The 25219-nt window shown below is 65.6% G+C and carries 24 protein-coding genes; 13 read left to right on the top strand and 11 right to left on the bottom strand.

Annotation, left to right across the window (positions count from 1 at the left end):
* Nucleotides 1–77: 77 nt before the first annotated feature.
* Nucleotides 78–728, bottom strand: a complete 651-nt coding sequence (locus L5G33_RS17570) for an O-methyltransferase (protein WP_236999464.1) — start codon at nucleotides 726–728, stop codon at nucleotides 78–80.
* Between the two features lie 225 nt (nucleotides 729–953).
* Here L5G33_RS17570 and sigE point away from each other — a divergent pair, with 225 nt between their 5' ends.
* The 4 genes from sigE (at nucleotide 954) to tatB (ending at nucleotide 3884) form a co-directional block, all read left to right on the top strand.
* Nucleotides 954–1574, top strand: coding sequence for an RNA polymerase sigma factor SigE (gene sigE, locus L5G33_RS17565; protein WP_236999463.1), 621 nt, complete (start codon nucleotides 954–956; stop codon nucleotides 1572–1574).
* 112 nt (nucleotides 1575–1686) lie between these two features.
* Nucleotides 1687–2004, top strand: coding sequence for a zf-HC2 domain-containing protein (locus L5G33_RS17560; protein WP_236999462.1), 318 nt, complete (start codon nucleotides 1687–1689; stop codon nucleotides 2002–2004).
* 3 nt (nucleotides 2005–2007) lie between these two features.
* Nucleotides 2008–3417: a S1C family serine protease gene (locus L5G33_RS17555; protein WP_236999461.1), complete on the top strand. Its 1410-nt coding sequence runs from the start codon at nucleotides 2008–2010 to the stop codon at nucleotides 3415–3417.
* 23 nt (nucleotides 3418–3440) lie between these two features.
* On the top strand, nucleotides 3441–3884 hold the full coding sequence (tatB, locus tag L5G33_RS17550) for a Sec-independent protein translocase protein TatB (RefSeq protein WP_236999460.1): 444 nt from the start codon (nucleotides 3441–3443) through the stop codon (nucleotides 3882–3884).
* An 87-nt stretch (nucleotides 3885–3971) separates the two neighbouring features.
* On the opposite strand, the gene L5G33_RS17545 is transcribed toward tatB, so the two are convergent.
* From L5G33_RS17545 to L5G33_RS17520, 6 genes are all read right to left on the bottom strand, one after another.
* Nucleotides 3972–4625 (bottom strand): DUF3558 family protein, encoded by a 654-nt coding sequence (locus L5G33_RS17545; protein WP_236999459.1) that lies wholly within the window; start codon nucleotides 4623–4625, stop codon nucleotides 3972–3974.
* Nucleotides 4603–4920 carry a hypothetical protein gene (locus L5G33_RS17540; protein WP_236999458.1) on the bottom strand — a complete coding sequence of 106 codons (318 nt, stop codon included), beginning with the start codon at nucleotides 4918–4920 and terminating at the stop codon, nucleotides 4603–4605. The genes L5G33_RS17545 and L5G33_RS17540 overlap by 23 nt, the downstream gene beginning before the upstream one ends.
* A 109-nt stretch (nucleotides 4921–5029) precedes the next feature.
* Nucleotides 5030–6166, bottom strand: coding sequence for an Mrp/NBP35 family ATP-binding protein (locus L5G33_RS17535; protein WP_372476934.1), 1137 nt, complete (start codon nucleotides 6164–6166; stop codon nucleotides 5030–5032).
* Between the two features lie 86 nt (nucleotides 6167–6252).
* A complete protein-coding gene (locus L5G33_RS17530; RefSeq protein WP_372476933.1) occupies nucleotides 6253–7341 on the bottom strand; it encodes a lytic transglycosylase domain-containing protein in 1089 nt (362 codons plus the stop codon).
* 102 nt (nucleotides 7342–7443) lie between these two features.
* Nucleotides 7444–7962: a DUF1003 domain-containing protein gene (locus L5G33_RS17525; protein WP_236999456.1), complete on the bottom strand. Its 519-nt coding sequence runs from the start codon at nucleotides 7960–7962 to the stop codon at nucleotides 7444–7446.
* A complete protein-coding gene (locus L5G33_RS17520; protein ID WP_236999455.1) occupies nucleotides 7959–9239 on the bottom strand; it encodes a magnesium transporter MgtE N-terminal domain-containing protein in 1281 nt (426 codons plus the stop codon). The genes L5G33_RS17525 and L5G33_RS17520 overlap by 4 nt, the downstream gene beginning before the upstream one ends.
* A 66-nt stretch (nucleotides 9240–9305) precedes the next feature.
* Here L5G33_RS17520 and L5G33_RS17515 point away from each other — a divergent pair, with 66 nt between their 5' ends.
* The 6 genes from L5G33_RS17515 to L5G33_RS17490 all read left to right on the top strand — a co-directional run bounded on the left by L5G33_RS17515 (nucleotide 9306) and on the right by L5G33_RS17490 (nucleotide 15478).
* Nucleotides 9306–9785, top strand: a complete 480-nt coding sequence (locus L5G33_RS17515) for a YflT domain-containing protein (protein WP_236999454.1) — start codon at nucleotides 9306–9308, stop codon at nucleotides 9783–9785.
* A gap of 169 nt (nucleotides 9786–9954) precedes the next feature.
* Nucleotides 9955–11433: an extracellular solute-binding protein gene (locus tag L5G33_RS17510; RefSeq protein WP_372476932.1), complete on the top strand. Its 1479-nt coding sequence runs from the start codon at nucleotides 9955–9957 to the stop codon at nucleotides 11431–11433.
* Nucleotides 11430–12830: a carbohydrate ABC transporter permease gene (locus L5G33_RS19465; RefSeq protein ID WP_236999452.1), complete on the top strand. Its 1401-nt coding sequence runs from the start codon at nucleotides 11430–11432 to the stop codon at nucleotides 12828–12830. The genes L5G33_RS17510 and L5G33_RS19465 overlap by 4 nt, the downstream gene beginning before the upstream one ends.
* Before the next feature lie 7 nt (nucleotides 12831–12837).
* Nucleotides 12838–13668 (top strand): carbohydrate ABC transporter permease, encoded by an 831-nt coding sequence (locus L5G33_RS17500; protein WP_236999451.1) that lies wholly within the window; start codon nucleotides 12838–12840, stop codon nucleotides 13666–13668.
* A 3-nt stretch (nucleotides 13669–13671) separates the two neighbouring features.
* Nucleotides 13672–14841, top strand: coding sequence for an ABC transporter ATP-binding protein (locus L5G33_RS17495; protein WP_236999450.1), 1170 nt, complete (start codon nucleotides 13672–13674; stop codon nucleotides 14839–14841).
* A gap of 46 nt (nucleotides 14842–14887) precedes the next feature.
* Nucleotides 14888–15478, top strand: a complete 591-nt coding sequence (locus L5G33_RS17490) for a suppressor of fused domain protein (protein ID WP_236999449.1) — start codon at nucleotides 14888–14890, stop codon at nucleotides 15476–15478.
* Between the two features lie 54 nt (nucleotides 15479–15532).
* Here the strand turns inward: L5G33_RS17490 and L5G33_RS17485 are convergent, their stop codons facing one another.
* Nucleotides 15533–16663, bottom strand: coding sequence for a magnesium and cobalt transport protein CorA (locus tag L5G33_RS17485; RefSeq protein ID WP_236999448.1), 1131 nt, complete (start codon nucleotides 16661–16663; stop codon nucleotides 15533–15535).
* A 56-nt stretch (nucleotides 16664–16719) separates the two neighbouring features.
* Between L5G33_RS17485 and L5G33_RS17480 the strand changes: the two genes are divergently transcribed.
* The gene (locus L5G33_RS17480; protein ID WP_236999447.1) at nucleotides 16720–17337 is read left to right on the top strand and encodes a MarC family protein; all 618 of its coding nucleotides are present in this window, start codon (nucleotides 16720–16722) and stop codon (nucleotides 17335–17337) included.
* 28 nt (nucleotides 17338–17365) lie between these two features.
* Nucleotides 17366–18229 (top strand): glycine betaine ABC transporter substrate-binding protein, encoded by an 864-nt coding sequence (locus tag L5G33_RS17475; RefSeq protein ID WP_236999446.1) that lies wholly within the window; start codon nucleotides 17366–17368, stop codon nucleotides 18227–18229.
* Nucleotides 18230–18239: 10 nt separating this feature from the next.
* On the opposite strand, the gene L5G33_RS17470 is transcribed toward L5G33_RS17475, so the two are convergent.
* Together L5G33_RS17470 and L5G33_RS17465 are read right to left on the bottom strand one after the other, a co-directional pair.
* A complete protein-coding gene (locus tag L5G33_RS17470) occupies nucleotides 18240–19073 on the bottom strand; it encodes an SDR family NAD(P)-dependent oxidoreductase (RefSeq protein ID WP_236999445.1) in 834 nt (277 codons plus the stop codon).
* A 53-nt stretch (nucleotides 19074–19126) separates the two neighbouring features.
* Entirely contained in the window at nucleotides 19127–20641 is a 1515-nt protein-coding gene (locus L5G33_RS17465) for a flavin-containing monooxygenase (protein WP_236999444.1), read from the bottom strand.
* A 78-nt stretch (nucleotides 20642–20719) separates the two neighbouring features.
* On the opposite strand from L5G33_RS17465, the gene L5G33_RS17460 reads away from it, so the two are divergent.
* On the top strand, nucleotides 20720–21319 hold the full coding sequence (locus tag L5G33_RS17460; RefSeq protein WP_236999443.1) for a TetR/AcrR family transcriptional regulator: 600 nt from the start codon (nucleotides 20720–20722) through the stop codon (nucleotides 21317–21319).
* Nucleotides 21320–21398: 79 nt separating this feature from the next.
* Here the strand turns inward: L5G33_RS17460 and L5G33_RS17455 are convergent, their stop codons facing one another.
* Entirely contained in the window at nucleotides 21399–25127 is a 3729-nt protein-coding gene (locus tag L5G33_RS17455) for a multifunctional oxoglutarate decarboxylase/oxoglutarate dehydrogenase thiamine pyrophosphate-binding subunit/dihydrolipoyllysine-residue succinyltransferase subunit (RefSeq protein ID WP_236999442.1), read from the bottom strand.
* Between the last annotated feature and the right edge of the window lie 92 nt (nucleotides 25128–25219).

Raw genomic sequence — 25219 nt, 5'->3', positions numbered from 1 at the left:
AAAACATTACTAGCACGTACACGGCCGATTGAAGCTAAGCGGGGCGAGTAGATACCGCATACGTGCTAGTAAATCCGTCAGCGACTTTTCGCGGCTGCCAGGAGCCCGGTTCCGACGGGAATCACGGCCGGCAGAAAGCGGTCATCCTCGGCGACGATCATCGCCGCTTCACGGGCGGCGAGGGTGCGCGGGTCGGTGGACTCTCGGTCGTCGATCGTCCCGTCGGCGGAGGCATTGTTGACGACGAGGAGGCCGCCCGGCCGAAGGATGCGGATGGCTTCGGTGACGAACGCCGGGTACGACAGTGGCAGCCCGTCCACGAACACGAGGTCGTACGACTCGTCGGCCAGTCGGGTGAGCACATCGGTTGGCGCGCCGTTGATGAGCCGGGTTCGTCCGGGCGCGATTTCGGCGTCGGCGAACGTCTCACGTGCGGCACGATGATGTTCGGACTCGGGATCGATGGTGGTCAGGACTCCGGTCGACGGCATCCCGGCCAACAACCAGAGGCTGCTCACGCCGACGCCGGTACCGATCTCGACAACGTGTTCGGCGTTGCCGGTCCGCGCGAGGAGCGACAGCAGGGCGCCGGTGGCCGGGCTGACGGCGCGCGCGCCGAGTTCTTCGCCACGCATCCGTGCCGCGGTCATCGCGTCGTCCTCGATGATCGCGGACTCGGCGTAAGCGTTGAGCCGCTCGGTGGTCTGCGAACCCGTCGTGTCAGTCATGTGAACGAGGGTGCCACAGTGGCACTGACCAGGAATCACCCCACGCCGACCACCTCCGATTCCCATCCTCAGGAAACACACAGGGCAATCTGGGTCCGCCCACATTCGGATGCGAGAGGGTCATAGGCGATGGCACGGAATATCGATCGCACCGCCGACGTTGGACAAACGGACAACGGCGATTCTGTTTGCGACAGTGCAAGGAAAGGAATTGGCGCTTCACCGATGAACCACTCTGACCCGACCGATTCCACACCGCGTGGCTCCTTCCGCGGCACTGCGGGCTTCGACGCGACCGGCGACAAAGACCTGATGCCGTCGTGGGACGAACTCGTCGCCGAGCACGCCGATCGCGTCTACCGTCTCGCGTTCCGTCTCTCGGGTAATCAGCATGACGCCGAGGACCTCACCCAGGAGACGTTCATTCGGGTGTTTCGCTCGTTGACCAGTTACAAGGCCGGCACCTTCGAGGGCTGGCTGCACCGCATCACGACGAATCTGTTTCTCGACATGGTTCGGCGTCGCGCCAAGATTCGCATGGAGGCGCTCGAGCCCGTCTACGAGAAGATCCCGACCGACACGCCCGATCCTCAGCAGGTGTACGCGGACGCGAACCTGGGCCAGGAGTTGCAGGAGGCGTTGGATTCGTTGGCGCCGGAGTTCCGTGCGGCGATCGTCCTGTGCGACATCGAGGGACTCTCCTATGAGGAGGTCGGTGCGACGTTGGGCGTCAAGATGGGCACGGTCCGCAGCCGCATCCACCGCGGTCGGCAGGGGATCCGTGAGTTCCTCGCAGCGCGCGGTCACACGGACAGCCGATCGGTCGCCGTCGCCAGTGAGGTCTGATCGCGTAAGCTGGGCGCGACCGATCACATTGGGCCGCCTCGGCGGCCGCCGAGTGGAAGGGGCGCCGCCCGTGGGTCTGGGACACCGTTCCTCCGGTCGCCGTTGGGCGCCGGTGACTTCGTCGATCGTTCCGAATCCCGAGCGCCCGCCGCGTCAAGAGTTCGCGGCGACCGAGCATCTCGCAGTGGAGGCCGTCGTCGCCTACGTGGACAACGAATTGTCGCCGATGGCCACGACGCGCGCCGACGCCCACCTGGTGTTGTGCACGAGGTGTTCGGAAGAGGTCGTCAACCAGGTGCGTGCGCGGTCGCTGCTGCGCGGTGGCGCGCAGATGAGTGCTCCGCCGTCGCTGCTCGGCCAACTCAGTCAGATCCCGACGCGCGAGATCGACGTACGTCGTGCAGGTCGATCGAATCGTCGGAGCCGCTGACTCGTGACTGATGGAACCCCCTCGTCGCGGGACGAAGCTGTATTCGGACGTCCGGCAGGCGTCACTGGATCGTTCGCGAACACTCCGAACACAGATCGTCCGCAGCCGAAGGTCGCTGCACCGGACCCGGTGTTGAGCGAGGCGTTCGGTCGTCCGGAAGGCGAGACGCAGACTCTGCAGCGTGACCCGCACGCGGTGCCGGACGACGACGAGCCGGAGGCGCCTGAAGATCCGTGGCGGAGTCCGGCGTCTGGTGTCGCGTTGGCGTCCCCGGCTCTGGCCGAGGCGAAGCCGCCGACCCCGGTCGATCCGGGTCCGAAACTCGGGCTCCGCGATTTGTTGTCGGGTCGCCGAGTGCACTGGTGGGCGTTGGCGTCGTTGTTGATGGCCGCGCTCCTCGTCGGAGTCTTCGGTGGTCTCGTCGGTCGGTGGACGGCGGAGGTTGCGACGCCGCTCAACTCTGATTCGGTGCGTCTGAACGTCGACGATTCTGACGACGACGATGACGGCACGACTGTCACGAAGGTCACGAACGCGATGGAGAAGGCTGTCGTGACCATCGAGGTGCGTACTGGCGGCGGTGGGGTGAGCGGGTCGGGGTTCGTGATCGACAAGCGCGGCTACATCGCGACCAACAATCACGTCGTGTCGATGGCGGCGTCTGATCGCAGCGCGAAGCTCGAGGCCGTGTTCTCCGACCGGAGTCGTGTTCCTGCACGGATCGCCGGGCGGGATCCAAAGACCGATCTGGCGGTCATCAAGGTGGATGACGTTCAGAACCTGACGGTGTCGACGTTGGGCGATTCGTCGAAGGTGAAGATCGGCGAGAACGTCGTCGCGTTCGGTTCTCCGCTGGGGTTCTCGAAGACGGTGACGACGGGGATTGTGAGCGCCGTCGACCAGCCGGTGCCGTTGCGGCCGGACGCGGAGTCGGACACGGACACGGTGGTTAACGGGATCCAGACGGATGCGGCGATCAACCACGGCAACTCGGGCGGCCCGCTCGTCGATTCGAAGGGGCGCGTGATCGGGGTGAACACGGCTGCCGCGACACCAAACGGCGGTTCGATCGGTCTCGGCTTCGCCATCCCGGTCAACGAGGCGATCCCGGTGTTCGATGCGCTCATCAAGGACGGCCGGATGAAGCATCCGACGATCGGTGTCAGCGCTGCGACGGTCCGTAACGACAAGGTGTTCGGTGCGCAGGTACGTGATGTCGCGCAGGGGAGTGCTGCTGCGCGCGCGGGCCTGCGCGAGGGCGACGTCGTGACGAGTTTCAACGGTCGTCAGATCGAAGGCTCTGACGAGTTGACGGTCGCGGTCCGTACATCGAAGATCGATGACGAGGTGAAGTTCACCTATTGGCGTGAGGGCAGGACCTTCGACGGTACGATCACGCCGGTCAGCGACTAGAGACGGATCGAGCTGGTTCACGAATGTTCAGCAGTATCGGTTGGGGCGAGATCGTTGTGCTGCTCGCTGCGGGGCTGATCATTCTCGGCCCGGAACGTCTGCCGGGGGCGGTGTCGTGGACGATGCAGTCGATCCGGAAGGTCCGCGACTACGCGACGGGCGCGTCGGGGCAGCTGCGTGACGAGATGGGCGCGGACTTCGATCAGTTCCGTGAGCCGATCCAGCAGATCAACGAGCTCCGCCAGATGAGCCCGAAAAGCGTGGTGACCAAGCATCTTCTGGGCGGCGACTCGTCGTCCGTCGACGACCTCGGTCGTACGGTCCGTGAGACTCTCGACGTCCAGAGACTGTCCAAGCCGTCCCGTCCCGAGCCTCAGGCACCGGCGGCGCCTCCTCCTGCCCCTTCGCTCGAGAAGCCGAGCGTCACGAAGCGTTCCCACGACTACACCGACTGGGACGCCACGTAATCACCCGCGCTACTCGCCAGAACCATTAGCTCCGAGACTTGTGACCACATATTGGTCACAAGTCTCGGAGCTAATCGCGTAGGCAGTTCAGAGCGGCATCTTGTCGATAGTCGCCCGCGTGAAGGCGAGCGCACGATCGCAGATCTCCGAGATGGGAGGCTGGGGCCTCCCAAAGTGCGTGACCATCGTGATGACAGACGCCTGCCCGGACTGGACATAAGTGTCGCACTGGTCCCCGGTCGTATAGATATGCACGCCGACCTGGCGGCCGGAAATCACTTCGTCTGGGAGCCATTGGTTGATGCCGCCTGATCTGCGTTCCTTCGACGTAGCAAGCCCAGGAGAATCGCCAACGAACTGACTGAGGTTCCATCGATCGTGCGGATCTGATCGAACATATCGCCACTTACATCCGCGGAGAGTCTGTCCGCTGGTGCCAGCCGCATCGGCGACGGAATCTGGGTCGATTCGAAGCTTGCCGAGTTGGTAGTCGCCGAGCGCAGTGCATGGTTCGTAGGGGCTGCCGTCGTTGCCAGGGTTCCATCGTCGCTCAAACTGAGTGTCGAACGGCAGTCGGTTGCCAGCGTCGTCGACCTGGCGGGTCCCGGTGTTGTCTTCTGCAGTAGAGGTGTGGGTTGTGACCGTTGCATAGCCCTCTTGCGAGCAGCCTACGACGAGCAAAGTGGCAATAAGCAGGAGCAATGCGTGCCACCGCCACCTAGCTGCCATTTGGTTGTCCATTGGCCGGCGCATTTGCAGAGTCTGTGCCTCGCAAGTTGCGGTCCGCGGCGAGGGCGGCATCAGCCAGGCTCTCAGCGCTCGCAGCTAGCGTGCTTAACGACTGTGTGCCGTGGTCGACCAGCAGACGCAACTGTGCGAACACTGCGAAGCCTTCCTGACACCCGACGCCGAAGTAGTTGGTGCTGACGACGCCACGAAGTGAATCACTCAGCGCTTCCAGCTCAACCCCGGCGGCTCGCGCGGCGGCGGCGCGCGCGTTCCAGGCAGCGATTTCGGAGGCTACGTCGTTGCTCACTGCGACTCCCTGGGCTGGTGCGAGTTGAGGGCTCCTACTCAGTTAGACGCACGGTAGCGCGGTTCGGTTCCACGGACTCGCCGAAACCGGAAGATTCGGCGAAGACGGGTCAGTCGTGCCGGGTGGTGTCGATGCCGAGACTCATGCCTGCGAGGCCGCGTCGTCGGACCGCGAGCTTGTCGGCGACGGCGCGGAGAGCTGAACCGGAAGCGGAGTCGGGGTGAGACAGCACGACGGGGGTGCCCTCGTCGCCGCCTTCGCGGAGCTGCTGTTCGAGAGGCACCTGACCGAGGAGTTCGACGGGGGCGCCGACTGCTCGGGTGAGCCGTTCGGCGACCAACTCACCGCCGCCGGAGCCGAACGGCTCCACGCGCGAGCCGTCGGGCAACTCCATCCACGACATGTTCTCGACGACGCCGAGGATCTTCTGGCGTGTCTGCAGTGCGATCGCGCCCGCGCGTTCGGCGACTTCGGCGGCCGCCTGCTGCGGTGTGGTGACTACGAGGATCTCGGCGCCCGGAATCAACTGAGCGATCGAGATCGCGACGTCGCCGGTCCCCGGGGGAAGGTCGAGGAGGAGGACGTCCAGGTCGCCCCAGTAGACGTCGGCGAGAAACTGCTGGAGTGCGCGGTGCAGCATCGGGCCACGCCAGGTGACCGGGGTGTTGCCGTCGGTGAACTGCCCGATCGAGATGAACCGCACGCCGTGGCTCTGCGGCGGCATGATCATCGACTCGACCTGTGTCGGTTTGGCGTCGCTGCCGAGCATGCGGGGGACACTGTGGCCGTAGATGTCGGCGTCGAGCACACCGACGGACAGCCCGCGGTCGGCGAGAGCGGTCGCTAGATTGACGGTGACGCTCGACTTTCCGACACCACCCTTGCCCGATGCGATCGCGTAGACGCGAGTCAGGTTGCCGGGCTTGGAGAACGGGATCTCGGGTTCGGCGCGGTCGCCACGGAGTTTCTTGCGGAGTTCGGTGCGCTGCTCGTCGTCCATCACGTCGAGTTCGACACGGACTGCTCCGGCGCCCGGAACGTCCGACACCGCAGTGGACACGCGGTCGGTGATCTCGGTTCGAAGCGGACAACCCGACGTCGTCAGATAGATTCCGACGTCGATGCTCCCGTCGTCGGCGATCGCCACCGACTTCACCATTCCGAGGTCGGTGATCGGTTTACCGATCTCAGGATCGGAGACCTTACTGAGCGCAGAACGAACTGCGGATTCGGTGGGAGTACTCACGCGGCCCAGTCTAGTCAGTGTTCGGGGGCCTTCGAGTTCAGGCCAGCCTCATTCGACGTACCGCACGAACCCGGCGGACGATTCGGTCACGGGAGGACAGGCGGAGGCGGCAGACAGATCGGTCCGAGGCACTGCGGTTTCGGACTGGGTTTCGGCTTGTCCTTGCTGGAAGAGGGCGGCGTGGACGGCTTGCTCGGCTTCTTCGACTCGTCGCCGTTCTTCTTATCGTCCTTCTTCTTGCCGCCGTCCTTCTTATCGTCCTTCTTGTCCTTCTTCTTCTCGTGGTCCTTCGGCGGTGTCGTCATCTCCGGGATCGGAGTCGTCGGCATCACACCCGCGGCGTATGCTGCGGCCCAACCGAGCACGTTGTTCGCGTAGGCGACGGAGTGGTTGTAGCGCATCACGGCGCCGACCTTGTTGGACGCCGACATGATGTCGACGACGCCCGAGCACAGGTAGCGACCAGCCGAATAGGTGGCGTCGAAGACGTTGTCCGGGTCCGACTTGTCGTCGCCGTTCGCGTCCGAACCCCAACTGGCCCAGGTACTAGGGATGAATTGCATGGGCCCCATCGCGCGATCGTGACCGCGGTCGCCGTCGAGATCGCCGCCGTCGGAGTCAGTGATCACCGCGTTACCGGCGAGCGAACCGTCGAGCACCGGTCCGCGGATGTCGGTGAGGGTGTTGCCGTAGCGGTCGACGTTGCCGTTCCCAGCGTGGCCGGACTCGATGCGTCCGATGCCTGCCAACAGGTACCACGGGAGCTTGCACTGCGGGGTCTCGGCTGCGACGCGGGTCGCCGCCAGCTTGTATGCCCTCAACATGATGCCGGGAATGCCGAGGGGGCCGGACGGCAGATTCGCCGCGATCCGAAACTGGGCCGCCGACTCCGCCTCTTGGTCGGCTGGGTCGGACGGGGGAGCGAAACCGGTCAACTGCCCGCCTTGCGACGGGACGATCTGGGTGACGTCGTCGACGGCGGTGATCGCGGCATCGTTCGATGTGAGCAGCGACGGCCCGATGTTGATCGGGCCTTGCGCAGACGGAAGCGAGGTAGAGCCGGCGGTCATCCCGCCGAGCAGCACAGCCCCGACGGCGACCGTGCCGACGCCCACGGCTACTCCGCGCCGTGGCACACGTACCCGCTTCGGGCTGTGCCGGAAACTCATCCCCATATTCGCGAACTCCAGTCGAGTGTCATTCGCGCGGTTTCAGGCGAACATCTGTCATCATCCACCCCCGCGGTTGTGAGCAAGCATACAGGGCGATCAATCCTGTTACGTACCGGATTCGTCCGAACGTGTACCCGGGGCCTCGTCGCGGAGCTTCGCGGCGACACGTTCGGCGATGTCTTCGACGGCGTCCTCCAGTTCGCGGCGCAGATAGTCGCGGGTCACGGTGTCGCCCACGGCGAGTCGGACCGCAGCGAGTTCGCGCGCGAGGAACTCGGTGTCGTCTTTGGTTTGCGCGGCTCGACGACGGTCCTCGTCGAGCGAGATCCGGTCGCGATTCTCTTGTCGATTCTGGGCGAGCAGGATCAGCGGCGCCGCATACGCGGCCTGTGTCGAGAACGCCAGGTTGAGCAGGATGAACGGGTACGGATCCCACTCGAACGCGAAGACGCCGATGTTGAGGAAGATCCAGATGATGACGACGATCGTCTGAATCGCGAGGTACCGCCCGGTGCCGAGGAACCGGGCGACGCGCTCGCTGTAGACGCCGACGACGTCCGAGTCGAGATTCAGCCGGAAGCGTCGCCGGGTGTCGGCAGGCGTGTCGAGGTGGCGGGGGCTCATCGGATGTGGCCTTCGAGATCGTTCTCGCGCCAGTCCCTGGGCAGCAGCGCGTCCAAGAGGTCGTCGACCTGGACGGCGCCGAGGAGGTGCGAGGTGTCGTCGACGACGGGCGCGCACACGAGGTTGTAGGTGGCGAAGAACCGGCTCATCGTCTCCAATGAGTCGTCGGGGTGCAGGCGCGGCATCTCTGCGTCGAGGATGCCGCCGATGAGGTCGGCGGGCGGTTCGCGCAGCAGCCGTTGGATGTGCACGGCGCCGAGGAACTTGCCCGTCGGAGTGTTGGTGGGCGGTCGGACGACGAAGATCATGCTGGCGGCCGCCGAGTTGATGTCGGGGTTGCGGATGCGGGCGAGCGCCTCGGATACGGTCGCGGTCGCGGTGAGGATCAGCGGTTCGGGCGTCATCACACCGCCCGCGGTGTCCGGAGAGTGCAGGAGCAGTCGCCGGACCGACTCGGACTCCTCGGGGTCCATTCGCGCCAGTAGCGCTTCGGCCTCCGAGGCCGGCAGCTCGGCGACGAGGTCGGCGACGTCGTCAGGATCCATCGCTTCGAGGACGTCGCCCGCACGCTCGGGTTTGAGGCTGGCGAGCACCGCGCTCTGGTCGTCGGTCGGCAACTCCTGCAGGATGTCGGCGAGCCGCCCGTCCTCGAGTGCCGCGGCGATCTCGTTGCGTCGCTTCGCCGGGAGCTCGCGCAGCGCGTTGGCGACGTCGGCGGGACGCATGTCTTCGAACTGCGCGAGCGCACGTTCCACGCCCTGCCCGACGCGGGCCAGCTCGAGTCGGCTCATGCCGACGACGTGGCGCCACTCGATGATCAGTGTCTCGCCGCGACGTCGAAGGCCCTTACGGGTGGAACGGACGGCGACGCGAGTGACCATCCAGTCACGGTTGCGGTTGCGTTCGATCGCGAGGTCGACGACGGTCAGGTCGACACCGTGCAACTCCGGATAGTCGGGGTCGTCGGTGCGGACCATGCTGTCGAGGACCTGGCCGATGGCGAGCGCCTCGTTCGGGCGGACGCTGAGCTTGCGCAAGTTCACATGCCCGGTCGTCAGCGTCACGGCGTCGGGTTCGATGCTCGTGACCCGCAGCATCGGCACGAAGATCCGGCGTCGAGTCGTCAGCTCGACGGCGAGACCGAGCGCGCGGGGCTGTTGGCCGGGCAGATGCATCGAGATGACGACGTCACGTACGCGGCCGATCGATTCACCGTCCGGACCGAGGACCGCGAGGCCGACTAGTCTGGCCACAAAGACCTTCTGGGCAGGCATCATGTCTACAAGCCTAGGAGACACAGCGCAGAAGCGAACGCCCGGAACGTTTGTGACAGGAGTGAAGTGATGACTAACCCGATGCGACAGACGCCCGGACTGCCGACGCCGCCGAAGGGGTGGCCGGTCGGGTCGTACGACACGTACGAGCAGGCGCAGCGTGCCGTCGACCATCTTTCGGACAACCACTTCCACGTAGAGAACCTGACGATCGTCGGTGTGGACCTGATGCAGGTGGAGCGCGTATTGGGCCGTCTCACCTGGGGGAAGGTGATCGGCGGCGGAATCGTGTCGGGCGCCTGGCTCGGCCTGTTCCTCGGTGCGTTGATCAGTTTCTTCTCGTCGGACAACCCATGGGTGCCGATCGTGTACGGCGTCATCGCTGGCATGGTCTTCGGTCTGATCTCGGCCGCGATCCCGTACGCGGCGAGTCGCGGCCAGCGTGACTTCACGTCGTCGATGCAATTGGTCGCAGGACGGTACGACGTGCTGTGCGACCCGAAGACGGCCGAGCAGGCTCGGGACATGCTCGCCCGCCTCGCGATCTAGAACACCGCCGAATCTAGACACCGCCGCATCTAGAACGCCGCCGGGCTCGTGTTCGTGATCGGTCCGAACACATACGCACGGGATGTGCGGTGTGTCACTCACCGGTGCGATACCCTACTCGCACATCGGCTTTCAAAGCCGATTTGCGACGGTAGGAGGCTTGGCGGGTATGCGACCAGAGGATTCCTCCGGCGACGGGATCGGTGCTAGCCCACCGCGTCGACGCCGGTTGTGGACGAAATTGGCGATTGCAGGGATCGCCGCTGCGGTGACGGCGCCCATGCTGACCGCGTGCGGTTCGGACTACGAGCAGGGCGTCATCAACATGTACGCCGCGGCCGACGGCTTCGACTACATCGACGAAGTCGCGCAGAGGTGCAGCGCCGACTCGAACGGCGAGTACAGGATCGCGATGCACATGCTGCCGAAGGAAGCCGACATGCAGCGGCTCCAATTGGCGCGACGACTCGCAGGCAACGACTCGGGTCTGGATCTGATGGCGATGGACGTCGTGTGGACCGCCGAGTTCGCGGACGCAGGTTGGGCGGTGCGGGTCCCGGACGACATCGCCGAGAAGACCCGGCAGATATCACTCGCGGGCCCGGTGGAGACCGTCGAATGGAAACGCGACGACGACACCGCGAAGAGCCTCTACGCGATCCCGTTGTGGGCCAACACCCAGATGCTCTGGTACCGACCGGAACTCATGAAGGAGACCATCGACACGACGACGGCTCCGACCACGTGGCAGGGCATGCTCGACGACGCGGCGAAGATCAAGGACGCGGGCGGGCCGGCGGCGATCCTGCTGCAGGCCAAGCAGTACGAGGGCCTTATGGTGTGGTTCAACTCGCTCCTGGAGTCAGCAGGCGGTGAAGTCCTCGACCCGAACGATCCGTCGAAGGTGACGCTGACCGATACGCCGGAACACCGTGCGGCGACCGTCGAAGCGTTGACCGTGATGCGTCAGGTCGCGACCGCGCCGGGTGCGGACCCGTCGATCTCCAACTCCGACGAGGGCACCGCCCGAACCGACATGGAGGCAGGCAAAGGGGCGTTCGAGATCAACTGGCCGTTCGTCTTCGCGGGCATCAAGGAGAACGGTGCGGCGGGTGAAGCCAAGATCATGGGCGATTCGCTGACCGGTTTCAAGGACATCATCGACGCGACCGCCGACGATCCGACCGATCCGCGCATCGCGAAGGTCAACGACGCGACCCGCAAGAAGTTCGACTTCGCCGCCTACCCGGGGATCACCTCGGGCAAGACCGCGAAGTCGACGCCGGGCGGTTTCAACCTTGCTGTCGCGTCGACGTCCAAGCAGCAGGATCTGGCGTTCAAGGCGGCATCGTGTCTCACCGATGAACAGGCGCAGAAGGTGTACGCGGTGCGCGGCGGAACGCCGCCGACCATCGCGTCGCTGTACGAGGACGCCGACTTCCAACTCGCGTATCCGATGTACGAGATCATCCGCCGCCAACTCGACGAGGGCGCCGCGCCACGGCCGGCGACTCCGCGATACCAGGACATGTCGACGGCGATCACTGCGACGCTCAGCCCGGTGGGGCAGTGGAATCCCGAAAGCAAGGCCGATGAGCTGGGCAAAGTCGCACAGAGTGCTATCGACGGGGAGGGGATCGTCCCGTGACCAGTGACGACAACGATGAGCCGACCAATCGGGGCGGTCTCACACCGCACGGTGACGGTCCGGACACGAGCCCGGGACGCCACGCGCGTCCCGAGGACCGTGCGCCGGAGCGGCCCGTAGAACAGACCGGCCCGATCCCCACCGTCCACTCGGACGTGTGGGTGGCGCCGGGTACCGAGCCGACGCGGCCGACGGCGACTCCGCCGGAGACTCGGACCGTCGTCCCGGAGCCCAAGCAGACCCCGGTGTCGCCGCAAGCCGCGGAACCGCGACCGGAGTCGGAACAGCCCCAGCAGCAAACCCCCCAGCAGGAAACCCCCCGCCCACCGACCCCGCAGCAGGCGCCCGCGCCCGGCGTGCGGCCCGCCGTGGACACACCACGCAACCCGGTTCAGGAGCGACGGCCGGCACCTGCGCGTGCCGGGTCGGCGATGGCCATGTCGGACATTCTCGAAGTCGAACGTCCCGCACAGGCGACGCCGCAGACGGTCGGGGCCAAGCAGTCCGGGGTTACGAAGTCCGGACGCAAGTCGTCCGAACGCCGGCTCGCCTTCCTGCTCGCGGGTCCGGCGGCGCTGGTGATGCTCGTCGTCACCGGATACCCGATCCTCTATTCGATCTGGCTGTCGTTCACCGACGAGAACCTGCGCGAACCGGGTTCGGGAAGCTTCGTCGGGTTCAGTAACTACGGCACGGTCTTGGGTAGCGGTTACTGGTGGACCGCCCTCTGGGTGACGGCTTACATAACGGTGATCTCGGTGATCATCGAACTCGTCATCGGTATGGCGATCGCGCTGGTCATGCACCGCGCGATGTTCGGCAGAGGCCTGGTGCGCACCGTCGTGTTGATCCCGTACGGCATCGTGACCGTGGCCGCCGCGATCTCGTGGAAGTACGCGTGGACGCCGGGCACCGGCTACCTCGTCAACCTGCTGCCGGACGGGTCGACGCCGTTGACCAGTCAGATGCCTGCGCTGTCGGTGATCATCCTCGCCGAAGTGTGGAAGACGACGCCGTTCATGGCGCTGCTGTTGCTGGCCGGACTGGCGTTGGTGCCGGACGACCTGCTCAAGGCCGCGCAGGTGGACGGTGCGGGCGCCTGGACGCGGCTGGTCAAGGTGATCCTGCCGTTGATGAAACCGGCGATCCTCGTCGCGCTGCTGTTCCGCACGCTCGACGCCTTCCGCGTCTTCGACAACATCTACGTCTTGACGTCGGGCAACCACGACACGGGATCGGTGTCGATGCTCGGCTACAACAACTTGTTCAAAGCGTTCAACCTCGGCACAGGGTCGGCGATCAGCGTCTTGATCTTCTTGTGTGTCGCGGTGATCGCGATCGTGTTCATCAAGGGATTCGGCGCTTCGGCGCCCGGTTCCGACGACGAGGGGAGGTAGCGGGAGAATGAATGCTCTCAATCGTCGCCGCGCCGGATGGCTGATCGCGAACACCTTGGTGGTGCTGTACGCGATCATTCCGCTGTGGTGGATCATCAGCCTGTCGTTCAAGAGCCCGGGCACCGTCACTGACGGCAACTTCATCCCGACCTCGTGGACGTTCGAGAACTACCGCAGCATCTTCGACACCGGGTTCTTCACCTCGGGCCTCATCAACTCGATCGGCATCGGCCTCATCTCGACGTTCATCGCCGTCCTGCTCGGCACGATGGCCGCGTACGCCATCGCGCGTCTGGAGTTCCCCGGCAAGAAGCTGCTCGTGGGCGCTGCACTGCTGATCGCGATGTTCCCGCAGATCTCACTCGTCACCCCGCTGTTCAACATCGAGCGGAGCATCGGCCTGTTCGACACGTGGCCCGGCCTGATCATTCCGTACGTGGCGTTCGCGTTGCCGTTGGCGATCTACATCCTGTCCGCGTTCTTCCGCGAGATCCCGTGGGAGCTCGAGAAGGCGGCGCAGATGGACGGTGCGTCGCCCGGGCAGGCGTTCCGCCGAGTGATTCTGCCGCTCGCTGCGCCGGGCGTGGTGACCGCCTCGATCCTCGTATTCGTGTTCGCCTGGAACGATCTGCTCCTGGCTCTGTCGTTGACGTCGACCGAACGCGCGCAGACCGCGCCCGTCGCGATCGCCAACTTCACCGGTGTCAGTCAGTTCGAGGAACCGACCGGCGCCATCGCGGCGGCGGCCGTCGTCATCACAATTCCGATCATCATCTTCGTGCTCTTCTTCCAACGCCGTATCGTGGCCGGACTGACCTCCGGCGCCGTGAAGGGATAACCCATGGCCGACATCGTTCTGGACAACGTTTCCAAGCAGTACCCGGACGGCTCGACCGCCGTGCACGGCATCGACCTGCAGATCGCCGAAGGCGAGTTCATCATCCTGGTCGGACCGTCGGGCTGTGGCAAGTCGACGACTCTGAACATGATCGCCGGTCTCGAGGACATCACGTCCGGCGAACTCCGGATCGGGGGCGCTCGCGTCAACGAGACGGCGCCGAAGGACCGTGACATCGCGATGGTCTTTCAGAGCTACGCGCTCTACCCGCACATGACGGTGCGCGAGAACATCGCGTTCCCGCTGACACTGGCAAAGAAGTCGAAGGACGAGATCGCGGCGAAGGTCGACGAGGCCGCCCGCATCCTCGACCTGGGCGAGTATCTCGACCGCAAACCCGCGAATCTGTCCGGCGGCCAGCGGCAGCGCGTCGCGATGGGCCGGGCGATCGTCCGCTCGCCGAAGGCGTTCCTGATGGACGAGCCGTTGTCGAACCTCGACGCGAAGCTCCGTGTGCAGATGCGCACCGAGATCGCGAACCTGCAGGCCCGCCTCGGCACGACCACCGTGTACGTCACCCACGACCAGACCGAGGCGATGACCCTCGGCGACCGCGTCGTCGTCATGCGAGCCGGGCACGTCCAACAGGTCGGGTCGCCGCAGGAGCTGTACGACAATCCGGTCAACCTGTTCGTCGCAGGCTTCATCGGCTCACCGTCGATGAACTTCATCCCGGGACGCCTCACCGCGACCGGTGTCGACACCCCAATCGGGCACGTCGAGTTCCCGGACCACGAGCAGGTGACCGGGCGGGCACGGCAGACCGGAAGCAACGGCGAGGTTCTGCTGGGGATCCGGCCCGAACATCTCGTCGACGCGGCGCTCACGCACCCCGCCGAGCTCGAACAGTTCCTCACGTTCGACATCGACGTCGATCTCGTCGAATCGATGGGGTCGGACAAGTACGTGTACTTCACGCTGAGTGCGCCCGACACCGCGAACGCGATCCTCCACCAGCTCGCCGAGGAGTTGGGTTCGATGACGGCGGGCGGCCAGAAGGTGGCACGTCTGACGCCGTACACCGATGTCCGACGCGGCGGAAAGCTGACTCTCGCGCTGAACACGGCCCGTCTGCACGTGTTCGACACTGCGAGCGGTTCCACCCTGCGCTGAGTCGACCGGACCCCACCGCATCGCGGCGCCGTGCTTGACTGGTCGGGTGAGTTCAACTTCAGGATCGATCACCGATCGGGTGGTCAAGCATGTGGCGGGTGTCGTCGGCTCGCAGCCGCAGCGCGCGTCGGTGACCTTCCTCGGCGTGGAGCCCGTCGATGTGCTTCGATTCGTCGACGGCGACGAGGTGGTGTTCGCGACCGTCGGCTGTGCCCGCCATCCGATGCACGACCCGAACGATCTGGCGCCCGACCCGGTCCGCGGGCCGCGCGCCGAAGCGATCGTGCGGATGCGGGCGGTCTCACCGCTTCCCGGCCTGCACAAGTCGTTGGCGACGCTGGCCGCCGCTCCCGCCGTGGAAGGCCTCGTCCTTGCCGAGGACTCGCTCGTCGACCTGCAGGAACCGCTGTGGGTTGGCGCGATCTGCTCGGCGTTCCTCTTGACCGCCGACGCGGAGATCGCCGACCTGCCGCTCGACGAACCCGCCGAGCCGGTCCACTTCCTGCGCGCCGTTCCGGTCACCGCGAACGAGGCCGCATGGGTCCGGTTGAAAGGCGCAGCCGCGCTGCGCGACGCCTGGGTCGAAGCAGGCGTCGACATCGCCGACCCGACGAGATCCGCTGTCAACCCGAGCTGACCGAAACGACTCGCGCTGCCGGCCGAGACGGATAGCGCGACCGGTACGACCGGGTCAGAGCCAGTGGTTTCTGCGGAGGGTTCGCCACAGGGTGAAGCAGACGCAGACCATGAGAGTCAGCAGGACCGGATAACTGTAGGGCCAGTGCAGTTCGGGCATGTGATCGAAGTTCATGCCGTAGATGCCCGCGATCGCGGTAGGAACGGCGGCGATGGCCGCCCACGACGAGATCTTGCGCATGTCAGTGTTCTGCTGGATCGACACCTTCGTCGACGCGGCGTTGAGCAACGTCGTCAGGCGCTCGTCGTATTCGGCGATCAGGTCCGTCGCCTGCGTCAGGTGATCGGCGACATCGCGGAAGTGACGGCGGATCTCCTTGGCGTCCGGCGACATGACGGGACTGTCGAACCGGACCGGGGACATGTCCGACGTCGACTTGTTGCCGGACAGTCGAGCCAACGGCATCACGAGCGGGTAGACGGCGCGCTGCAGTTCGAGGACTTCGCGTTTGAACAGATAGACGACGTCGATGTCGACGTCGTTGTTCTTCGTGGAGAACACACGCTCCTCGATCTCGTCCACATCCGACTCCATCTCGGAGACGACGGCGAGATAGCTGTCGACGACGCGGTCGGCGACAGCGTGCACGACGGCCGACGGCCCGAGTTTGAGATGGTCCGTCATGTGCTCGAGACGTTGGCGCACACCCGCGAGGTGGGTGTGGTCGCCGTGACGGACCGTGATCACGAAGTCCCGGCCCGCGAGAACCATGATCTCGCCGGTCTCGACGATGTCGTTGGCCACTTCGAGTGAATCGTGGTCGACATAACTGATCGTCCGCAGAACGAGGAACACGGTGTCGTCGTACAGTTCGAGCTTCGGTCGCTGATGCGCGTGCACCGCGTCCTCGACCATCAGCGGGTGCAGCCCGAACGCTTCGGCGACGTCGTTCATCTGCCGTTCGTCGGGCTGGTGCAGCCCGAGCCAGACGAAGCCTTCGCCGCTCTCACGGACCTGCGCGAGTGACCGCCGGAAGTCCTGCGTCCCCTGGCTACGAACGCCGTCGACGTAGACGCCGCAGTCGACGACGGCGCGTGCCGACGGTACAGGAGGCGTCGGCGGGTCGGCCGGAGCACGTCCTGATCCACGGTTTCCCGGCTGCAACATGCGCGGAATGGAAGGCATTGTGATGATCTTACCGATGTGAGCGCTCGCTGTAGGCCGCCACTTACACTCGGGCAGTGCCGTTTGAACTCTCCGTCTACACCGCGACCGCGATCACCCTGATCGTCATCATGGATCCGCCCGGCCAGGTGCCGGTGTTCCTGTCGTTGGTGGGACGACGGTTGCCGGAGGATCGACGCCGCGCCGCCTGGCAGGCGCCGCTCGTGTCGCTGTTCGTCATCTCACTGTTCGCGGTCGGCGGCCGGGCGATCCTCGCGTACCTGCACATCGGGATCCCGGCACTTCAGGGCGCGGGCGGGCTATTGCTCCTGCTGGTGGCGCTGCAATTGCTGACAGGAGCGGGAGAGCCGCCGGCGGCGAAGTTGTCGGACGGAGTGAACGTCGCGCTAGTTCCGCTCGGCACCCCGCTGCTCGCGGGGCCCGGCGCGATCGCCGCGGTGATCGTCGCCGTCAGCGAAGGTCACGGGGACGTGGGCGCGTACACGGCGATCGCCGCGGCGATCGTCACCGCACACATCGTCGTCTTCCTGGCGCTGCTGTACTCGACCACACTCATCCGCGTCCTCAAGGTCGGCGGCATCACGTTGCTCGCGAAGATCGCGGGTCTGCTGCTCGCGGCGATCGCCGTCCAACTTATTGCGACGTCGGTCATCGGGTTCGCCGCGACGGCGTGACCGGCCGCGTCGACTACGGTTGCATCTGATGGGCATTCAACAACGAATCACGGCGGTAGTCGCGGCGGCGGTCATCGGCGCTGTCTCCCTCACCGCGTGCGGCAACGATGAGGACACGGCGCTGACCGTCGGGCACGACGGGTCCGCCGCGTCGCGGACCGCGGCGGCGGTGTACGCGGGCGCGTTGGCGCGGACCGGCATCGACGTGCGCAGCACCGCCGACTCGGCAGCGCAGCCGGACCTGCTCGAGCAGGTCGCTTCGGGCGATCTGGGGCTGTATCCGGCGTTCACCGGCGACCTGTTGGTGCAGTTGACCCCTGCCCCGAAGGCAGTGGCCGCCGAGGACGTACTCGCCGACGTCAACCGGTCGCTGCCTCAGAACGTGTCGGTCGGCGATCCGGCGCTCGTCTCGGACCGGTGGCAGATCCTCGCGCCACAGAAGGCGATCGAAGGCGCGGACGTCGAATCGCTCGCCGACTGTGGCAAGTTCCCCGCGGGCCTGCCGCTGGTCGCCACGAAGACGCCGCCCGTGTCGGTACTGGACGCGGTCGCCGTCTGTCACCACGGCCCGGTGAAGACGGTCGAGACGGCCGATGAACTGGTGACCACGGTCCGCGCCGGCGGTGTCCTCGGTCTGACGACGGCGCTCGACGCCGCCTCGGTGCCGGATCTCACCGACGTCCAGACCCTCAAGTCCGACGGCGCGCCGATCGCCCAGCAACTCGTTCCGGTGTACGCGAGCGGGCAACTGGAGAAGCCTCAGCTCAAGGCCCTCAGCCGCGTCGCGGGTGAACTGACCACAGCGGACCTCGCGCAGATGGTGCGCGAGGTCCGCGAGGGCTCCGATCCGCGTGTCGTCGCCGGGCAATGGCTGTCGACACACGGGGCCTAATCCTTCCGCTCTACTTCCCGAACTTGTTCAGCGCCCAGCCGGTGACGTTCGCGCTGATGCCCTGGTACTTCGACGCGACCAGACGCACCGACAGGTCGAGGACTTTCGCGTCGGCGCCGACGAGGACGCGGGCCTGGTTGCGCTCGACAGCCTTGATGATGATCTCGGCGGCCTTCTCCGAGCTGGTGTTCGCCAAGTACTTGTCGAACAGAGCCGCGGTGGCCTTCTGGTCGTGGTCGCCTGAGGTGGTCGCGTTGCGCGCGATCGCGGTCTTGATGCCACCGGGGTGCACACAGGTCACCTTGACCGGGTGCTTCGCGATGATCATCTCCTGGTTGAGGGCCTCGGTGAATCCGCGGACGGCGAACTTCGCCGAATTGTAGGCGGCCTGACCGGGCTCGGCGAGGAGGCCGAACAGCGACGACGTGTTCACGATGTGACCGTCGCCCGACGCAATGATGTACGGCAGGAACGCCTTGGTTCCGTTGACGACACCCCAGTAGTCGACGTCCATCACACGCTCGATGTCTTTGAACTCAGTGTGCTCCACTTCGCCGTGGTGCGCGATACCCGCATTGTTGAAGATAGCGTTCACGGTGCCGTAGTGGGCGGCGACGGTGTCGGCGTACTCGAGGAATGCTTCCCGCTCGGCGACGTTCAGGATCTGTGAATGAACTTGCGCGCCAGTCTCTTTCACCAGTCGCTCGGTTTCGGCGAGGCCGTCCGGGTTCATGTCCGAGACGGCGAGCTTGGCGCCGCGTCGACCGAGCTGAACGGCCAGGTCGCGGCCCATGCCCGAGCCTGCACCGGTGATGACGATGACCTTGTTGCGGAAGTCTTTCACGATTGTCCTTCTGTTCAGATGTGGTGGATTTCGGCGGAGTCCGTGCGCGAGGCTCAGGCGCCTGCTGCCCGCGTCAAGTCGCTGGACTCGACGCGGGGCGTCACGTCGTACGCCGCGACGTCGAACGCACGTGTCTTGTTGCGGAAGGTGAACGTGAAGCCCGGCCACAACGAGGTGATCTTGCCGTTCGCGTCCTTGTACCAGGACGCGCAGCCGCCGGTCTCCCAGACGCTGTTGCGCAGCGAATGCTGCAGTTCGTCGTTGTATCGGTCCTGTGCTTCGAGTTTGACTTCGGTGCGCCCGATCCCGGCCTCGCGCGTCTTGCGGATGTAGTCGACGAGATAGTTCAGCTGCGACTCGATCATGTACACCATCGACGTGTGACCGAGGCCCGTCGACGGTCCGACCAACAGCATCAGATTCGGGAAGCCATGGACGAACGATCCTTTGTAGGCCTGCATGCCGTCGGCAGCCCAGACCTGTGCCAGGCTCTTGCCGCCGACGCCGCGGATCGACTCGAACGCGGGGGAGTCGGTGACGTGGAAGCCGGTCGCCACCACGATCACGTCGACGTCGCGCGTGGTGCCGTCCGCGGTGACGATGCCGGTCTCGGTGACCTCGGCGATGCCGTCCGTCACCAGATCGACGTTCGGTCGGTCGAGCGTCGGGTACCACTCGTTCGACTTCAGAATGCGTTTGCATCCGACGGCGAACGTCGGGGTCACGGACTTGCGGAGCTCCGGGTTCCGGATGCCGCGGAAGATGTTGGCGCGGCAGATCGCCTCGACGGGCTTGAGGGCATTTGGCGCGAACGTCATGCCGGCGGCGACGCTCTCGTTCGCGGTGTAGATGGTGCCGCGGATCAGGTTCTGCAGACCGGGCACGTTCTTGAACGCCCAGTTCTCGACGCTCAAGTAGGGGCGCTCGTTACGCGGGATGATCCACGGTGCGGTGCGCTGGTAGACGTCCATGTGACCGACGGTCTTGCCGAGCTCGGGCACCACCTGGATGGCGGACGCGCCAGTACCGATGACTGCGACGCGCTTACCCGCGAAGTCGTAGTCGGTGTCCCAGCGCGCGGTGTGCACGATGGTGCCGCCGAATCGGTCGATGCCCTTGATGTCGGGCAGGTTCGGCTCGCACAGGGGGCCGATGCCGCCGACGACGATGCCCGCGCGGACGGTGACGGTCTCGCCGTTCCGCTCGGCCCGCACGGTCCAGCGGGATTCGTCGTCGTTCCAGTCCATGTCGGTGACGTCGGTGCCGAACCAGGTCCGGTCGGCGATGCGGTGCTCGTCGGCCACGGCGTTGATGTAGCGGTGGATCTCCGGCTGGTGGGAGTACGACCGGCTCCAGTCGGGGTTCTGTGCGAACGAGTACGAGTACAGGTGCGACGGTACATCGCACGCAGCCCCCGGGTACACGTTGTCCCGCCAAGTGCCGCCGAAGTCGCTACCGCGATCGAGGAGGAGGTAGTCGTCGTGTCCTGACTGAGCGAGCTTGATGGCCGCACCCAGACCGGAGAACCCGGCGCCGATGATCACGATCTCTACATCATGCGTTGTCATGGTCTCCACGATAAGACGTTGTTGAATGTGAGTCAATAGCCAATTGAACGAAGGTCAATAGTGGCCTAGGGTGGAGCCATGACGTCATCGAGAACGCGCATGAGCCCGGATGCGAGGCGTCGCCAGCTCATCGATCTCGGCGTCGCGATGGCGGGGGAGCAGCCATTGGAGTCGATCACCATCGAATCCGTGGCCGAGGCGGCGGGCGTGTCGAAGGGCCTGATCTTCCACTACTTTGAGTCGAAGGCCGACTTCCATCTGCAGGTGGTCCGTGAACAGGCGCAGATCATGCTCGATCGGACCATGCCGCGCCAGGACATCACCGATGTCCTGGAGGTGCTGCGCTCCTCGGTCGCCGCCTACGTCGACTACGTCTCCGACAACGGGCGGGGCTTCATCGGTGTCATACGCGGCGCGACGAGCGCGGATCCGGAGATCCGCGACGTCGCAGACAGCACGCGCGCGGCCATGTCCGAACGCATCCTCAAGCGGGCGCCCGAATTGGGCATCGAGCGGTCGCCTGCGATCGAGCTCGCCGTGGCGGGCTGGATCGCGTTCGTCGAGGAGACTCTTGTCCGCTGGCTCGCCGACCCCGCCGTGACCCGGGAACAACTCATTGCGATCCTCGTCGCGGCACTCCCGCTGCTCGCCGGTCTCGTGGGCGAGGCTGCCGGGTAGCCCGACCGATACGAAAGAGGCCCGAAAGAGCCCGGCCCCTCCGCATCGCGGAGAGCCCGGGCTCTTCTCGGGTATCGGCCTACTCGAACGCGGCGTCGACGATCTCCGCCTGCTCGACGGCGTGCACCTTGCTCATGCCCGACGACGGCGCGGACATCGGGCGACGCGAGATGCGACGAAGATTTCGCAGAGCGGGGACCAGTTCAGGCAGCCACAGGCCGAGGAACGGCCACGGACCCTGGTTGGCGGGCTCTTCTTGGACCCACGCGAAGTCGGTCGCATTCGGGTACTGCTCCAGTGTGCGCGCCAGGCGGTGGTGCGGGACCGGGTACAGCTGCTCGACGCGGACGATCGCGACGTCGTCTCGGCCACCCTTCTCCCGCTGCGCGGCCAACTCGTAGTACAACTTGCCGCTCACCAGCAGGACCCGCTTGACAGCTGCGCGGTCGGCGCCGTCCTTCGCGAAGTGCGGGTCGTCGATGACCGACTGGAACTTGCCCTCGGTGAAGTCCTCGATCGGGGAGACCACTGCCTTGTTGCGCAGCATCGACTTCGGCGTGAACACCACCAACGGACGGCTGATGCCGTCGTGGACGTGGCGACGCAGCAGGTGGAAGTAGCTCGCGGGCGTCGACGGAAGTGCGACGGTCATCGAACCCTCGGCGCACAGCTGCAGGAAACGCTCGATACGGCCCGACGTGTGGTCGGGCCCCTGGCCCTCGTGGCCGTGCGGCAGCAGCAGGACGACGTCGCTGCGCTGACCCCACTTGGCCTCGCCCGAACTGATGAACTCGTCGATGATCGACTGCGCACCGTTGACGAAGTCGCCGAACTGCGCCTCCCACAGGACGAGCGCGTCCGGGTTCGCGACGGCGTAGCCGTACTCGAAGCCGAGGACCGCGAACTCCGACAGCGGTGAGTCGTACACGAGGAAACGGCCGGTCGCGTCGTCGCCCAGGTGGTTCAGCGGCGTGTACTCCGAGCCGTTGTCCCGGTCGATGAGCACCGAGTGGCGCTGCGTGAACGTGCCGCGGCGTGAGTCCTGGCCCGACAGGCGGACGGTGGTCCCCTCCTGGACGAGCGAACCGAACGCCATCAGTTCGGCGAACGACCAGTCGACGTCGCCCTTGGTCGTCATCTCGCGGCGACGCTTGATGACCGGCTTGACGCGCTGGTGGGCGGTGAAGCCGTCCGGCAGGTTGACGAACGCGTCCCCGATCTCCTGCAGGCGGTCCTGAGGAACGGCGGTGACGAGCTTGGTGCGGAGCGTCTGCTCGCCCTCGACGGAGGGCGAAGCCTCCGGCGTGAACCGATTAAGCTCCTTGACCTCGACGAACACGCGCTCCAGCTGGCCCTGGTAGTCGCGCAGCGCGTCCTCGGCCTCCTTGGTGGAGATGTCACCACGGCCGATCAGAGCTTCGGTGTAGCTCTTGCGGACGCTGCGAATGTTGTCGATCACGTCGTACATGGCCGGTTGGGTCATCGACGGGTCGTCGCCCTCGTTGTGGCCGCGGCGGCGGTAGCAGACGAGGTCGATGACGACGTCGCGGTTGAACGCCTCGCGGTAGTCGACGGCGAGCTTGGCGGCCCACACGCAGGCTTCCGGGTCGTCACCGTTGACGTGCAGCACGGGTGCGCCGATCATCTTGGCGACGTCGGTGCAGTACTGCGTCGATCGCGAGTACTCGGGGGCGGTGGTGAAACCGACCTGGTTGTTGACGACGATGTGGATGGTGCCGCCGGTGCGGTAGCCGTTCAGCATCGACATGTTGAGCGTCTCGGCCACCACGCCCTGGCCGGCGAACGCGGCGTCGCCGTGCAGCATGAGCGGCAGGATCTTGAACTGCTGCGACTCGTCGAGCAGATCCTGCTTGGCGCGGACGATGCCTTCCAGAACCGGGTCGACGGCTTCGAGGTGGCTCGGGTTCGCGGTCAGCGAGACGTTGATCTCGTTGTCGCCGAACATCTGGTAGTAGGTGCCCTCGGCGCCCAAGTGGTACTTGACGTCGCCGGAACCGTGGGTCTGGGCCTGGCCGAGGTTGCCCTCGAACTCGGTGAAGATCTTCGAGTACGGCTTGCCGACGATGTTGGCGAGGACGTTGAGGCGGCCGCGGTGCGGCATGCCGATGACGACTTCCTGCACGTTGTGGTCGGCGGACCGGTCGATGACCGAGTCCATCATCGGGATGACAGTCTCGGCGCCTTCCAGCGAGAAGCGCTTCTGACCGACGTACTTGGTGGCCAGGAACGTCTCGAAGGCCTCAGCGGCGTTGAGCTTGCTCAGAATGTACTTCTGCTCGGCGACCGGCGGCTTGACGTGCTTGATCTCGACGCGTTCCTGCATCCAGCGCTGCTGCTCGGGATCGAGGATGTGCGTGTACTCGACACCGATGTGACGGCAGTAGGCGTCACGCAGCACCGACAGGACGTCGCGCAACTTCATCTTGTCCTGGCCGTGGAAGCCGCCGACGGTGAACGTGCGGTCGAGATCCCACAGGGTCAGGTTGTAGTTGAGGACGTCCAGGTCGGGGTGGGACGCGCGAGCGTCGGAGTCCATCGCGAGCGGATCGGTGTCGGCCATGAGGTGACCGCGACTGCGGTAGGCGGCGATCAGCTCGAGGACGCGCGTGTTCTTGTCGACGATGCCCGCGGGCAGGTCGCGACGCCAGCGGATGGGCTCGTACGGGACGTGCATCGACGTGAAGATCTCGTCGTAGAACGCGTCGTCGAGCAGCAGGTTGTGGATGGTGCGCAGGAAGTCGCCCGACTCCGCGCCCTGGATGATCCGGTGATCGTACGTCGAGGTCAGGGTCATCAGCTTGCCGATGCCCATCTCGGCGAGCTGCTCGTCGCTTGCGCCCTGGAACTCGGCCGGGTACTCCATCGCGCCCGCACCGATGATCGCGCCCTGGCTCGGCATCAGACGCGGCACCGAGTGCACGGTGCCGATGGTGCCAGGGTTGGTCAGCGAGATCGTGACGCCTGCGAAGTCGGCGGCGCCGAGCTTGCCGTCGCGTGCACGGCGGACGATGTCCTCGTATGCGGCGACGAAGCCGGCGAAGTCGAGGGTGTCGCAGTTCTTGATCGCGGCGACGACGAGCGTGCGGGCACCGTTCTTGCCCGGCAGGTCGATCGCTAGACCGAGGTTCGTGTGCGCGGGCGTGATCACGTTCGGCTTGCCGTCGATGACTCCGAAGTGTCGGTTCATGTTCGGGAACGCCTTGACCGCCTGGACGATCGCGTAGCCGAGAATGTGGGTGAAGCTGATCTTGCCGCCGCGGGTGCGGGCCAGATGGTTGTTGACGACGATTCGGTTGTCAATCATCGCCTTCGCGGGGATCGCGCGCACGCTCGTCGCGGTCGGGATCTCCAACGACGACGTCATGTTGCGGACGATCGCGGCGGACGGACCGCGCAAGACCTTCGCTTCGTCTTCGGCCGGCTCGCTCTGAGATTTCGCGGCGGCAGTCGACCGGCTGGTGCCCGACGCGGCCTTGGTGGCTGCGGCCTCGGTCGTCGTCCGAGCCGAGGTCGGCGACGGAGTGCGCGAGGGTTCGGTGTCGAGCGTGACGGCTTGCTTGGGGGCGACGATCGGGGTGCCGGGCGCTGCGGTCGCCGGTGCCGCGGGGGTGGCTGCGGACGCGGCCGGGGGTGATGCCGGCGCGCTGCCGTTGGTCGGACTGTAGTTTTTCAGTACTTCATGCCAGCTCGGATCCACAGAGGAGGGATCGGTCTTGAACCGCTGGTACATTTCCTCGACCAGCCATTCGTTCTGTCCGTAGTCGGACTCAGAAATCGAACTGCTCACAGCGTTGTCTCGCCTCAATTCACCCAGTGCTTTGTCGTGTCACCTGGCTGATCGAGTGCGGCTTGTGGTCGCAAACGCCAGCCAATTAACCA

The organism is Gordonia liuliyuniae, from assembly GCF_021738805.1.
Lineage (GTDB): Bacteria > Actinomycetota > Actinomycetes > Mycobacteriales > Mycobacteriaceae > Gordonia > Gordonia liuliyuniae.
This window is presented reverse-complemented; position numbering and strand designations above follow the sequence as displayed.